Below are 13,467 nucleotides of genomic sequence, written 5' to 3'. Positions count from 1 at the left end.
GCTGAACCATTATGAGCGTTAATCTCGCAGCCTTCCTTTATCTCGTTTCCGGTGTTCTGTTCATTCTGGCACTGCGCGGCCTGTCGCATCCGACAACCAGCCGTCAGGGCAATATGTATGGCATGATCGGTATGGCGATCTCCATCGTAACCACGCTTCTGCTGGCGCGTCCAAGTTTCGGCGGTCTGGTTCTGATCGCCATCGGTATCGCAATTGGTGGTGGTATTGGTGCCGTTATTGCCCGTCGCATTGCCATGACGGCCATGCCGCAGCTTGTTGCTGCGTTCCATTCGCTGATTGGTCTTGCTGCCGTGCTTGTGGCCGCTGCCGCACTCTATTCGCCGCATTCCTTCGGGATTGGCGAAGTGGGCCAGATCCACGGCCAGGCGCTCGTGGAAATGTCGCTGGGCGTTGCCATCGGCGCCATCACCTTTACTGGGTCAATCATCGCCTTCCTCAAGCTTGACGGCCGCATGTCAGGCAAGCCGATCATGCTGCCGGGACGCCATGTCATCAATGCGGCCTTGGCCGCAGCCATCGTGCTGCTGATCGTCGTGCTTACGAATACCGAGAGCCATTTCGTGTTCTGGCTGATCGTGCTTCTGTCGCTGGTCTTCGGCGTGCTTATCATCGTGCCTATCGGTGGTGCGGACATGCCGGTTGTCGTCTCCATGCTCAATTCCTATTCGGGCTGGGCAGCGGCGGGCATTGGCTTCACGCTTGGAAATCTGGCGCTGATCATCACCGGCGCGCTTGTCGGTTCGTCCGGTGCGATCCTGTCCTATATTATGTGCAAGGGCATGAACCGCTCGTTCATTTCGGTCATTCTCGGCGGTTTCGGCGGTGATACGTCCGGCGGTCCGGCAGGAGAGGTCGAGCAGCGGCCGGTCAAGCAGGGTTCCGCCGACGATGCGGCCTTCATCATGAAGAACGCTTCCAAGGTCATCATCGTGCCGGGCTATGGCATGGCGGTTGCGCAGGCCCAGCACGCACTGCGTGAAATGGCCGACAAGCTCAAGGCCGAAGGCGTCGAGGTCAAATACGCCATTCATCCGGTGGCCGGTCGTATGCCAGGCCATATGAACGTGCTTCTGGCCGAGGCCAACGTGCCTTATGATGAAGTGTTTGAGCTGGAAGACATCAATTCGGAATTCGCACAAGCCGATGTTGCTTTCGTGATCGGCGCAAATGACGTCACCAATCCGGCTGCGAAAACCGATCCGAAGTCACCGATCTTCGGCATGCCGATCCTTGATGTCGACAAGGCAGGCACGGTTCTGTTCATCAAGCGGGGCATGGGCTCTGGCTATGCGGGCGTGGAAAACGAACTGTTCTTCCGTGACAACACCATGATGCTCTTCGCCGATGCGAAGAAGATGGTAGAGAGCATTGTGAAGGCCCTCGATCACTAGGCAAGACCAAGCCCTATCCTGAACCGGTGCGAAGCACCGTGTCGAAAGGACCGGGCTTGGAACTTTCTGGGCCCTCGAACTGCGACGGGCTTCGGATGATGCTAAGCTTCGCGCCGCACCTCAGGATGAGGTTGCTGGTGCAAACTGAAAAAGGCGGCTTCGAGCCGCCTTTTTGTTTGTGTCTTGAGGTTGGGTCAGCCGTAGATCATCTTGTCCTGCAAAGCGCGTAGTTCGGCGATCTTCGAGCCGGGCTGCGGCGCAGCATTGGCATAGGTGATGAGTTCACCTTTTTTGATCGGCGCGATGACGGTGCCATTCTGCAGCAGGCCGCAGGGAATGGCCTTGGCCGCGCGCGCTTCCGGCGTCGTCATGATCCACGAGCGGTAACAATATTGCCCGATAGCGTCCAGATGGTCGCCGGGCTGCAAGTCTTTCTTGGCAACTGCACAGACTTCGGCCACCGGCTTTGGCAGCGGCACCATATCGGTCTTGCCATGCAGCACGACACGCGCCACCGTCAGTGGCACTTCCAGCGAGGTGAGGTGAAAAGGGCGGTGGAAGGTGAAATAGGGGCCTTTGCCCATTTTCAGGTCTTCCAGACGCTCAACAAGGCGCGGATGTTCCATCTTGGCGATAACGAAGACACCGGGCGACACACCGCGCCCGATGGAGTAGTCAACCACACCGGTTTTGTTGAGGACGCCGCCGTCTTCTTTCGGAATCAGCGTGCGGTTCAGCTCGTCGATTGCAGCCTTTGGACCATGCATCCCTGCAATATCCGGCACAAGGCCGGTTGCATTGGCAATGGCCGCCATCTCTACCATGGTCTTGGAACCGTCGACGAACTCGACCAGCAGGCGGACATTCATGTTCCGGCGGTCGGCCTCTTCCTGATAATCATCTGGTGTGGCGTCGAAATTGAGCGGGTTGTTCTTGCCCTTGCCAGCGGCCACGACCTTGTGGCCCATGGCGGAAACGAACTCGATCAGCTCCATGCAGGATGAAGGCTCATCGCCTGCGCCAAGGGAATAGATCACGCCCTGTTTGTCAGCCTCGGCCTTGAGGTATGGCCCGATGGTCACGTCCGCCTCAACGTTCATCATGACAAGATGCTTGCCGTTGTGAATGGCCTTGATGCCGGTCTGGGCACCCACTTCAGGAATGCCGGTCGCATCGATGATGACATCAAGCAGCGGATTGGAAAGGATCAGGTCATTGTCATCGGTGACGGCGATCTTGCCGCTTTCGATTGCACTGGTCATTGCGGATTGGGTGCGGGTTTCTTGGGCCATGTCTTCGTCGCCATAGGCGGTGCGGACGGCCTTGAAGGTGTTGGGCAGTCTGCGAGCTGAAAGCGCACCGACTTCGATACCCTGCATTCGCGCAACCTGCGTGACGATGTCGGTGCCCATTTCGCCAGCGCCGATAAGACCGATGCGGATCGGCTTGCCGGTTTCTGCCCGCGCCGCGAGATCGCGCGCCAGTCCAACCAGTGCCACATTTGTCGTCATGAAACTCTCCGCAAAATGTCAAAGCCACACAAGCGAGATAAATTTGTCACGCCTGTGTTGATATAGGTGCGTAATAGGTGAACAGTCTCTATATCAACACTGGCATGCGCGCACCTTCAAACTGCGCGACAAAATATGCATATCCCAACGGGTGTGCCACCGGAGTTCCCATGATCAATGCATCTTCCTTCGACCTTGTGATTTTCGACTGTGACGGCGTTCTCGTCGACAGCGAGCCGCTTTCCTGTCTTGCCTTCGAGCAGGTCTATGCCAATCATGGCATGAAACTGCCGAAAGGTACGGTCGCCAAGGGCATCGGCATGAAGCAGGCCGATATCATGAAGATGATCGAGGACATGACCGGGCATCGCCTGCCGGAGGAAGCCACGAGCCAGTTCTGGCCCGAAACGAAAATCCTGTTCGCGGAAGCCTTGCAGCCGACCGTCGGAATTGCCGATTTCCTGCGCGAGCTGCCGCAGAAGCGCTGCGTGGCGTCGTCCTCGCAGCCGGAGCGTATCGCGTTCAGTCTGGAGAAGACCGGTATCAGCCAATATTTCGGCGATGCGGTCTATTCGTCCAGCATGGTCAAGCGCGGCAAGCCGGCACCGGATCTGTTTCTGTTCGCAGCCGACAAGATGGGTGTCGATCCCGCGCGCTGTGTGGTGATCGAGGACTCACCTTTCGGTGTCGAAGGTGCGATCGCCGCAGGTATGACGGCATTCGGCTATACGGGCGGCGGGCATACCTATGCCGGGCACGCCGAAAACTTGACGGGCAAGGGTGCACATCGGGTTTTCTCGCACTGGGACGATATTGCCCGGGAAATTCTGGTTGCCGCCTGAGCTTTATTGGTTAAACACAAGGCAAATCACATCAGCAGGAATAGCCAGCGAATGAAAGATGCAATCACGCTCGACCAGTTGCGCGAGGCAATCGGCACGGAAATCGGATGTTCCGAGTGGCGCGAAGTCACGCAGGAAATGATCAACCAGTTCGCGGATGCGACTGACGACCATCAGTTCATTCATGTGGACCCGGAGCGCGCCGCCAAGGAAACGCCGTTCGGCGGAACCATCGCCCATGGCTTTCTGACGTTGTCGCTGCTCTCAACGCTGGCCTATGAAGCGCTTCCGATGCTGGAAGGTGCCACGATGGGCATCAATTACGGCTTCGACAAGCTGCGCTTTATGTCGCCGGTCAAGACCGGCTCGCGCGTGCGCGCCCGCTTCAAGCTTGCCGATGCGGATATTCGTCCGTCAGGTCGCGTGGTCAATCACTATGATGTCACGCTGGAAATCGAAAACTCGCTGAAGCCTGCGCTGACTGCGACCTGGCTAACGATTGCCGTCGTAGCGCCACCGGAAGGTTAAGCTGCCGCTTCACAGCACTGGACTGGAAGTCGTCCTTCTTCATCGAGAGGGGCGGCTTTTCCTTTGTGCTCAGTCATCAGCTCGCGGAAGAAGAATGGGCCATGCAGGAACATGCCGAAGTCGTAGAAATTCTTCTTCTCAGCCCCACGCATGTAAAGCAGATGCATCAGGAAGAAATTGCCTTTTGAGCGCTTATAGCGGTTTTCGCTGTGCACGTTCTTGAAGCGGATGCGGTTGATGAGTGGCGGGGTTGCGGCCTTCAGCTTGAGGGTCTTGGCCGGGTCCGAGCCGTAGAAGTGAATGATGTCTGTCAGCACCTGAAATTCCGACCAGAAAGCCGGGCTTTCCTCTATCACCACGCGCACATCCTCACGCAGAGACTTTGCTCTGGGGTGAAGCGCGATCATCATCAGGCATGAACCGATGGCAAGCAGTGAAACTGGCTGCCTTGTCAGAAGGTCCGGACGTTCGCGCTGGAGATCGGCAAGTGCTTCCACTGCGGGAACTGTGCCCAGACTATGCGCAACGATGATGACCTCATCGGCTTGGCTTTTTTCGATCTTCCGCTTCAGGGCTTCGGCAAAAGCCTTGCGCCGCTGGTTGAGCTTCTCGTTGCGTCCGTGAATACGGTCATAGGCTGCCGACCAGTCATCCAGCAGATAGGACATGAAGAACCGGTCGCCAGGTTTGCGTACAAGCAGGGTCGCGACGATGGCTGACAGCGGAGCAGACCACAAGATATGCAGCACTGAAAGGTTTGCGGCGATCGGTGCATAGGCGAGCAGGGCAGCGATAGCGAGAATCGCCAGCGACAGCAGAAACGGCCACAGGAAAAACAGGACAAAGCGCCAGCTTGTCGTCAGATAGCGCCACAGCGTTCCGGTGAAGAGGATGTTCAGGAATGCGTGAAAGCCGGTCAGCATCCGCTTTGGTGTCGAGCGCGCGGCGTAATCGTCGAAAATATCCGCTGTGCCGAACTGGCAGAACTCTGTTTCCGTCTGCCAGCCATTGCCCATGGTGACGGCAGTGGTCGTGCCGCAATCATCAGGCTCTTCCGTCATGGGCGGCAGCTTGGTCTTTGCCTTCCACAGGCGGTCGAAATCCTTCAGGGCCTGGGCGTGGCGCACGCGGACGGCTTTCGGGTGCAGGCCTTCATAGCCTGTGAACTGGATAACGAGTCGTTTGCGGAGGGGCATCAGGAGAATCGGATAAAATGAGAGGGGCATTATCGGTTTGCTGGCAAAATGCTATGCGTAGCCATTGAGGCCGAATTATGCGGGAAACGTGCGCCATTTAGCCTATTCACGCGATTGCGACCATAGTAAATCGTGTGCAAGCCGGTGAATCACGCAAGCCGGTGGGCAAAATTGCATCTTGAGGTGGACAGGCTGGGCTCTTTCTGGTAATAGCCACGACCAATTTGCAGCGTATCCGTTGCGAAGCTTGGGAGCCTTTAGGCGTTGATCGGCCGGTCAGACCGGCTGAAATCGTTAAAAGACCCCCTAACGGCCTCAGGCTTAACCGAAATTCTAACCGATACGGGAATACACGTGCAGGTACTCGTCCGCGATAATAATGTTGATCAGGCTCTCCGCGCTCTCAAGAAAAAGATGCAGCGCGAAGGTATCTTCCGCGAAATGAAGATGCGCGGCCACTATGAAAAGCCGTCCGAAAAGCGCGCTCGCGAAAAGGCAGAAGCCGTTCGTCGTGCACGCAAGCTGGCCCGTAAGCGCGCCCAGCGTGAAGGCCTCATCGGCGGCCGCCCGGGCGCTCGCTGATCGACCCTGAAAACAGGCGCTGTTGAGCAGCGCCTTTTTTTCTTCCGGTGCCAGCCTTCGCTTGCGCCGGATTTTGCGTGTTTTCAGTTTAAGTTTTTAAGGTCGTTTCCAGCTCAATGTGAAGCGATTTTGTGTCGGCGAGATATATTTTCACTAATTCCGCTTCCATATTTAATGCAGCGTTACAGAAAGTTTCTGGACTTCTCACGCACCATTATGTGTAAAAACAAATGATTGGGATGTCCAACCATCAGGTGGACCATCCAAAGATAAGCCAAGCTTAAGCGTATGCCGCCTTTTTGCTGTTTTTATCTGCGGATTGCGACCACTATAATACCGTGACAGGCATAATAGTCCGGTACGAGCAAGCCCTGAAAACCGGGCTGGCACGGGATGGAGAAGAAGTAGAGGGGTCTTGCACCCTATGCGAGCGAAAGGAATGCAGCCGTTGCTCAAGCGCTTGAAGATGATGCAATTGTCAGGAACGAAAATTTCGGGAACTGAAGCATTGGATGGGGCAGGTCGAAACGGCCTTCTCATTGCCGTCGCACTTCTGGGTTTGACCGTTGCCGGCTGCCAAAGCTCTACGACCACGGCACTCAGCTCTGTCGACAAGGCCCAGGGATCGAGCGAGAATATCAGTTCGCTGACGAGCGTGATCCAGAGCAACCCGCGCGATCCGGAAGGCTACAATGTGCGTGGTTCCGCCTATGGCAAGTCCGGGCGCTATAAGGAAGCGCTACGTGATTTCGATCAGGCAATTGCGCTCAATCCGAATTTCTATCAGGCCTATGCCAACCGCGCGCTAGTCTATCGCTATATGGGCGACAGCACCAAGGCCGTGCAGGATTACAGCAAGGCCATCCAGCTCAATCCGCAATATGATGCCGCCTATATTGGCCGCGGCAATGTCTATCGGCAAGCCGGACGTCTCGATCAGGCGCTCAGCGACTTCAATCAGGCTATAGCCCTGCAGACGACCGATGGTCGCGCCTACCACAATCGTGGTCTAATCTATCAGGCCAAGGGCCAGCACAAGCAGGCCATTGAGGACTTCTCCAAGGCAATTTCGCTTAATTCTACGGCGCCGGAGCCTTATAACGGTCGTGGCATTTCCTATGTGGCGCTGGGCGATTACGACAACGCTTTCGACGATTTCAACACCGCCATCACGCTTGATCAGAATATTGCGGAAAGCTGGGCCAATCAGGCGCTTGTCTATGAGCATAATGGCGACAAGGCCAAGGCTGCCAATTCCTATGCCCGGGCTGTGCAGCTTGATCCGAAATACCAGCCTGCGAAAGATGGTCTGGCACGGACGCGCGGATAACCTTTTAGAGCCTGTTCCAAAAGTCGCCCTGTGTGACTGCAAGTGGCAATTTATCTGCGTTCCGGTGCTGATGTAGGTCTCAAAGACGCATAGTCTTATCCGAAAAGTCTGCAACTTTTCGGGACTATGGTTAGATGTACGCTCCGCTCCGGTACTCGAAAATCACCATTTTCGCGCACACATACCGCCTTTTTGATTCAGGCTCTCATATTGCCAAGTATTGATGATTGATAGCGGCGCTTTCCAAATTGGCGAGTGCCGCTTTTCTTTGTGATTGGCCGCGATATATTGAAGCTCATGTCGCTCTTCGATCACATCGGATTCAAAGCCCGTAACGTCAGTCGCAGCCTTTCTTTCTACGAAAGCTGCATGCCTGAACTTGGCCTGGAGGTCATTGCCCGGTCAGGCAGCGGTTTCTTCGTCAGCGGGGGAGAGCGGGCACTGGTTCCATTTCTCTGGATTCATGGCAGTCGCGATGGGGTGGCGGACGGCGAGGGCAAGCCCGGTGACCGCCTGCATCTCATGTTTACAGCCGGAAGCCGCGAGGCTGTGGAGGCGTTTCACGAGGCCGCGCTGAAAGCAGGCGGCAAGGATAGCGGCGCTCCCGCCTATCAGGGGCCGGAAGAGATGGGCTATTACGCGGCACTGGTCTTCGATCCTGACGGAAACACGCTGGAAGCGGGTTTCCGCGAGAGGAAAAGATAAGCGGACGGGAAGGATCAGGCGCGCAGATTGCGCTTGTCGAGACGGCTCACGAGCCGGTCGCCGATCCACTGGACGCCGCAAACCATGATGATGAGGATGATCACGACCGCGATCATGATCTGCGTCTCGAAGCGCTGATAGCCGTAGCGAATGGCAAGGTCGCCGAGACCGCCTGCGCCGATGGCACCAGCCATTGCCGATGCGCCCACCAATGTGATGATCGTGACCGTGAAGCCTGCTACGATGCCCGGTAGGGCTTCGGGGACAAGCACTTCGCGCACGATGGCCCATCGGCTTGCGCCCATGGAGCGGGCAGCTTCGATGAGGCCATGATCCACTTCACGCAGCGACACTTCCGCAATACGAGCATAATAGGGAATCGCGGCGATCGACAATGGCACGATGGATGCCCATGTGCCGATGGACGTGCCGACGATGAAGCGCGTGACGGGAATGAGCGCTACCAGCAGAATGATGAACGGAACCGAGCGGAAGCCATTTATGATAGCGCCGAGGACGGTGTTCAGTGTCAGGTTTTGTGCAAGGCCACCCCGTTCCGTCAGGATCATGATGAGCGCAAGCGGCAGACCGACGACGAGCGAGATCAGGCTCGAAAAGCCGGTCATGATGATGGTCTCCCAGAAGGAGCGCCAGAGAAGATCAAGCATTGCCTGAGACATAGCCGAGTACCTCCGTGGCGTCTGCATGGGTGTTGAGATAGCTGATTGCGACGTCGAGTTTCGCTTTGTCCTGTGCGGGTAAGCCAATGAAGAGCGTACCGACCGGCTCGCCCTGGATCGTATCCATGCCGCCATGGATGAGCTGCGGTGCCACACCAGTGGCAGCAGAAACTTCGTTGAAGAAAGCGCCTTTTGCCGCGGCCCCCGACAGTTTGACTTTCAGCACGGCGAGGTTGCCGGCTTTTTCAAGCCGGTCGCGCCATATGGCTGGCAGTTCGGGCGTCAGCACCTGCAACATGCTTTGGGTTACGGGAGATTGCGGATTGGCAAAAACTTTCCAGACCGGACCTTCTTCGGCAATTGAGCCGTGGTCCAGCACGATCACGCGGTCGGCAATCCGGCGGATTACTTCCATCTCGTGTGTGATAAGCAGGATGGTAAGGCCGAGCTTGGTGTTGATGTCTTTCAGCAGCGCCAGAATGGACTGGGTGGTTTCCGGGTCGAGTGCGGATGTCGCTTCGTCCGAAAGCAGCACAGCCGGTTCGGCGGCAAGGGCGCGTGCAATGCCGACGCGCTGTTTCTGGCCGCCGGAAAGCTGGGCCGGATAGTGCTTTGCCTTGTCGGAAAGGCCGACCAGTTCCAGAAGTTCCGCTACGCGCTTGACGCGTTCGGCCTTCGGCTTGCCCGCGATTTTCAGCGGCAAAGCGATGTTTTCCGCAACGGTCTTGGCCGAAAGCAGGTTGAAATGCTGGAACACCATGCCGATGCGGCGGCGCACGGGCCGGAGCGCATCTTCGCCAAGGCCAGTGATTTCGTGCCCTTCGATCAGGATCGAACCGGTATCCGGCTTTTCAAGGCCATTGACGCAACGGATCAGCGTGGATTTGCCCGCGCCGCTGCGACCGATGATGCCAAGGATTTCGCCGCGTGCGACGGCAAGCGAAACGCCATTGATCGCTGCCGTATCACCGAACATTCGGCGCACGTCTTTCATCTCGACGATGGGCGCTGATGCGGCGGGTGGCTTTTCAATGGTCACGGTCGTTTCTTCTATGTCTGGATAGGCCGCTGAGGGCAGCGGCTTGCTGTACTCGATAAGGCTTCAAGGAAGGATGATGCCTAGCTCAAGCCGTCAGCTCTTGCTGTGGCGATGCTTTAGGGCAATTTTTATCGGTACGTCAATAAAAGCCGTGCCGGAAACGGTTCCGGCACGGTCTTTCAAGCTTCAAGAGCAATTACTTCCAGGCGGGGATGCCGGTGCCCTTGTAGGCGCGGTCGATTTCGGCCTTCACGGCGTCGTTCTGGAACGAAGCCACAAGGTTCTTCACCCATTCGGCGTTTTCATCTTCGGTGCGGACCGCGATGAAGTTGTTGTACGGATTGTTTTCCTTCGATTCCCAGCCGATCGCTTCTTCCTTGTTGAGACCTGCCTTCGCTGCCCAGTCGTTGTTCACGATAGCTGCATCAAGGTCATCGATAGAACGGCCGACAACACCGGCGTCGAGTTCCTTGATTTCAAGCTTCTTCGGGTTTTCGACGATGTCGATGGGGGTCGCCAGAATGCCTGCATCCGGCTTCAACTTGATGAGGCCCTTTTCTTCCAGAACACGGAGCGCACGGCCTTCGTTCGACGGATCATTCGGCACGCCGACGACCGCACCTTCCTTCAACTCGTCAAGGCTTTTGTGCTTGCGCGAATAGATACCGATCGGCCAGACGGCGGTGTAGCCAGCAATGCTGATCTTGTAGCCGTGTTGCTTGATCTGCTCGTCGAGATAAGGCTTGTGCTGGAACGCGTTGGCGTCGATTTCCTTGCGTTCCAGAGCTTCGTTCGGCTGGTTGTAATCGTTGAAAGTCACGCGCTCGATGTTGAGGCCGTGCTTTTTGCCTTCCTCGGCAACGACTTTCCAGACGTCTTCGTCTTCACCGCCCATGATGCCGACCTTGATGGTCTTGTCTTCTGCGTGGCTCGGCGCCGACGCGAAGCCAACGGTCAGTGCGGCAGCGGTGAAGAGAAGGGCTTTCAGACCGGCGCGACGGGTCAGCGTATATCGGGAAAGAACTGACGACATTTTGTTTTCCTTGTTTAGAGCATAATCCGACCGGAATGAAACGAGGATCCATAAGATTATGCTTGAAATGAAGAACTTAGAGCGCCGATCTGATGCAATCAGATCGAAACGCGATCTAAACACTTTGGCGAGCTGGTCCCGGAAAGCGATCTTTTGAGATGATCTTTCTCCTCCTGTCCACCTGTTTGCCGATAATTCCCTTTTGTCGGACAAGAAACAAGGAAAATTATTTCAGAATTTATCGCAGCGATGATGCCGAAATTGCGTTCACAGACACGTGAGCGGATTGCAATTTCCGTCGGCTGGATGCTCGGAAAATCTGGTTTTATCTGTTGTCTGCAATAATCATCTGTGCGGCCTTCTCGGCGATCATGAGAGTCGGTGAGTTGGTGTTACCGGAAGTGATGGTGGGCATGACCGAGGCGTCGGCGACGCGCAAGCCCGCAATGCCGTTGAAGCGCAGACGCGGATCGACAATCGCTTCCGCATCAGCACCCATGCGGCAGGTGCCGACAGGATGAAAAATAGTCGTTCCGATATCGCCCGCGGCCTTTTCAAGCTGTTCCTGTGTTTCATAGCTCGGTCCGGGCTTGAACTCTTCCGGACGGAACTTCTGCAAGGGTGCCTGTGCCACAATTTGGCGGGTGAGGCGAATGGCATCGGCGGCGACACGGCGATCACTTTCGGTCGTGAGATAGTTCGGCCTGATGGCCGGTTGTATACGGTGATCGGACGATTTGATATGGATCGAACCGCGACTATCGGGCCGCAGATTGCACACGCTTGCTGTAAAGGCCGGGAAGGGGTGAACACCCTCGCCGAATTTTTCAAGGCTGAGCGGCTGCACGTGATATTGCAGATTGGCGGTTTCGTAGGACGGGTCGGAACGGGTGAATACGCCGAGCTGGCTTGGCGCCATCGACATTGGCCCCGACCTGCGCAGCAGATATTCCAGCCCGATCATCGCCTTGCCGACAAGCTTGCTGGCTTTTTCGTTGAGTGTGGAAATACCGCTTACCTTATAGGCGCAGCGCAGTTGCAGATGGTCCTGCAGGTTCTCGCCAACGTGGTTGCGCTCCAGAATAACGGGAATTTCAGCCTGTTGCAGAATATCGCCACGCCCAATGCCCGAAAGCTCCAATATGTGTGGCGAGCCGACAGCACCGGCAGCAAGAATGACTTCACGCTTTGCCTTCACCGTGCGGGTGGTGCCGTTCTGGTCAAATGTGACGCCGGTTGCGCGTAAATCCTTGATCTCGATGCGTCGGACATGCGCGTCTGTTTCGACACGCAAGTTCTTGCGATTAAGTGCCGGGCGCAGAAAGGCTTTGGCGGTATTCCAGCGAATGCCCCGCTTCTGGTTGACCTTGAAATAGGACACGCCTTCATTGTCGCCACGATTGAAATCGTCGGTTGCCGGGATTCCTGCAGCAACTGCCGCATCGCGAAAGGCATCGAGAATATCCCAGTGCAGTCGAGCGGTCTCCACACGCCATTCGCCGCCTGCGCCATGCAGATCGTCTGCGCCTGCATAATTGTCTTCGGATTTTTTGAAGAAGGGCAGCACGTCGTCCCACCCCCAGCCATCGCAACCGGCTTGACGCCATAGATCATAATCGCGGGCCTGACCGCGCATATAGATCATGCCATTGATGGATGAACAGCCGCCAAGCACCTTGCCACGCGGATAGCCCAGCGAACGCCCGTTCAGGCCCGGTTCGGCTTCCGTATTAAAACACCAGTCGGTGCGCGGATTGCCGATACAATAGAGATAGCCGACCGGGATGTGAACCCAGGCGTAATTGTCCTTTCCGCCGGCTTCGAGCAGAAGCACGGAACGGTTTGGGTCAGCAGAAAGGCGGTTCGCAAGGGCGCAGCCAGCCGTGCCCGCGCCAACCACGATGTAATCGTAGGTGTCGGTCATGATCTCATATCCAGTAAAAGACAGAGCCGCTGTCGGATCGACAAGCGGCTCTGGTGGTGTCGGTTATCCGAACAGTTTCTTGCCAATACGCGATGCGTAGAATTCACCCACGATCCCTTTTCGGAATAGAAGGACGCATGCCATGAAGATGATTCCGGTGACGATTGTCACGGGGAAGTCTGACGTTGCGAGATAGTTTTGCAGTGCGACGACGAAGGCTGCGCCGACGATGGGTCCGATGAGCGTTCCGATGCCCCCGAGCAACGCCATCAGGATCACTTCGCCTGACATTTGCCAGCCCACATCCGTCAATGTTGCAAACTGGAAGACGAGTGCCTTCATGCCGCCTGCAAGTCCAGCAAGTGCTGCCGACATCACAAAGGCTGCGAGTTTGTAGTGATTGACGGAATAGCCCAGTGAAACGGCACGGCTTTCATTCTCACGCACAGATTTAAGAATCATGCCGAAGGGCGAATTGATGATGCGCCAAATGGCAAAGACTCCAAGCATGAACAGTGCAAGCACCAGATAATACATGTTCATCGGCTGGTTGAGATCGATGATACCAAAGAGATAGCCGCGCGGTACGCCCTGCAACCCGTCTTCGCCATGGGTGAAGGCCGCTTGCAGACAGAAGAAGAAGAACATCTGTGCCAGCGCCAGTGTGATCATGGTTGAGTAGATA

At 56.4% G+C, this 13,467-nt stretch carries 13 protein-coding genes; 6 read left to right on the top strand and 7 right to left on the bottom strand.

Features of this window, described 5'->3' with window-relative positions; genetic code table 11:
* The first annotated feature begins 11 nt into the window (after positions 1 to 11).
* A complete protein-coding gene (locus tag FJQ48_RS21700) occupies positions 12 to 1,412 on the top strand; it encodes an NAD(P)(+) transhydrogenase (Re/Si-specific) subunit beta (RefSeq protein WP_139976984.1) in 1,401 nt (466 codons plus the stop codon).
* A 194-nt stretch (positions 1,413 to 1,606) separates the two neighbouring features.
* Here FJQ48_RS21700 and FJQ48_RS21695 read toward each other — a convergent pair whose 3' ends face one another.
* Positions 1,607 to 2,923, bottom strand: a complete 1,317-nt coding sequence (locus FJQ48_RS21695) for a 1-deoxy-D-ribulose 5-phosphate reductoisomerase (RefSeq protein WP_139976983.1) — start codon at positions 2,921 to 2,923, stop codon at positions 1,607 to 1,609.
* Between the two features lie 170 nt (positions 2,924 to 3,093).
* Between FJQ48_RS21695 and FJQ48_RS21690 the strand changes: the two genes are divergently transcribed.
* Positions 3,094 to 3,765 (top strand): HAD family phosphatase, encoded by a 672-nt coding sequence (locus tag FJQ48_RS21690; RefSeq protein WP_139976982.1) that lies wholly within the window; start codon positions 3,094 to 3,096, stop codon positions 3,763 to 3,765.
* Between the two features lie 51 nt (positions 3,766 to 3,816).
* Positions 3,817 to 4,293: a MaoC family dehydratase gene (locus FJQ48_RS21685; protein WP_122001410.1), complete on the top strand. Its 477-nt coding sequence runs from the start codon at positions 3,817 to 3,819 to the stop codon at positions 4,291 to 4,293.
* Here FJQ48_RS21685 and FJQ48_RS21680 read toward each other — a convergent pair.
* On the bottom strand, positions 4,290 to 5,489 hold the full coding sequence (locus FJQ48_RS21680) for an alpha/beta hydrolase (RefSeq protein ID WP_139976981.1): 1,200 nt from the start codon (positions 5,487 to 5,489) through the stop codon (positions 4,290 to 4,292). The two genes, FJQ48_RS21685 and FJQ48_RS21680, sit on opposite strands and share 4 nt — an antisense overlap.
* Before the next feature lie 354 nt (positions 5,490 to 5,843).
* On the opposite strand from FJQ48_RS21680, the gene rpsU reads away from it, so the two are divergent.
* From rpsU to FJQ48_RS21665, 3 genes are all read left to right on the top strand, one after another.
* Positions 5,844 to 6,071 carry a 30S ribosomal protein S21 gene (gene rpsU, locus FJQ48_RS21675; RefSeq protein WP_010659458.1) on the top strand — a complete coding sequence of 76 codons (228 nt, stop codon included), beginning with the start codon at positions 5,844 to 5,846 and terminating at the stop codon, positions 6,069 to 6,071.
* 439 nt (positions 6,072 to 6,510) lie between these two features.
* The gene (locus FJQ48_RS21670; protein WP_139976980.1) at positions 6,511 to 7,401 is read left to right on the top strand and encodes a tetratricopeptide repeat protein; all 891 of its coding nucleotides are present in this window, start codon (positions 6,511 to 6,513) and stop codon (positions 7,399 to 7,401) included.
* 297 nt (positions 7,402 to 7,698) lie between these two features.
* On the top strand, positions 7,699 to 8,106 hold the full coding sequence (locus FJQ48_RS21665) for a VOC family protein (RefSeq protein WP_139976979.1): 408 nt from the start codon (positions 7,699 to 7,701) through the stop codon (positions 8,104 to 8,106).
* A 14-nt stretch (positions 8,107 to 8,120) separates the two neighbouring features.
* Here FJQ48_RS21665 and FJQ48_RS21660 read toward each other — a convergent pair whose 3' ends face one another.
* The 5 genes from FJQ48_RS21660 to FJQ48_RS21635 all read right to left on the bottom strand — a co-directional run.
* Positions 8,121 to 8,786 (bottom strand): methionine ABC transporter permease, encoded by a 666-nt coding sequence (locus FJQ48_RS21660; RefSeq protein WP_139976978.1) that lies wholly within the window; start codon positions 8,784 to 8,786, stop codon positions 8,121 to 8,123.
* Positions 8,767 to 9,825: a methionine ABC transporter ATP-binding protein gene (locus tag FJQ48_RS21655; protein WP_139976977.1), complete on the bottom strand. Its 1,059-nt coding sequence runs from the start codon at positions 9,823 to 9,825 to the stop codon at positions 8,767 to 8,769. Before FJQ48_RS21655 ends, FJQ48_RS21660 begins: the two co-directional genes overlap by 20 nt.
* A 196-nt stretch (positions 9,826 to 10,021) precedes the next feature.
* Complete coding sequence (locus tag FJQ48_RS21650; RefSeq protein WP_139976976.1) at positions 10,022 to 10,858, bottom strand: MetQ/NlpA family ABC transporter substrate-binding protein; 837 nt, start codon at positions 10,856 to 10,858, stop codon at positions 10,022 to 10,024.
* A 325-nt stretch (positions 10,859 to 11,183) separates the two neighbouring features.
* On the bottom strand, positions 11,184 to 12,782 hold the full coding sequence (locus FJQ48_RS21640; RefSeq protein WP_139976975.1) for a GMC family oxidoreductase N-terminal domain-containing protein: 1,599 nt from the start codon (positions 12,780 to 12,782) through the stop codon (positions 11,184 to 11,186).
* A 63-nt stretch (positions 12,783 to 12,845) separates the two neighbouring features.
* Positions 12,846 to 13,467 (bottom strand): branched-chain amino acid ABC transporter permease (locus FJQ48_RS21635; protein ID WP_139977086.1); only part of this gene is annotated, 622 nt, incomplete at its 5' end.

It is taken from the genome of Ochrobactrum sp. CGA5 (genome assembly GCF_006345815.1).
Taxonomy (GTDB): Bacteria; Pseudomonadota; Alphaproteobacteria; order Rhizobiales; family Rhizobiaceae; genus Brucella.
Note: the sequence above shows the minus strand (reverse complement) of the source record. Positions and strands in the feature narration are given on the sequence as shown.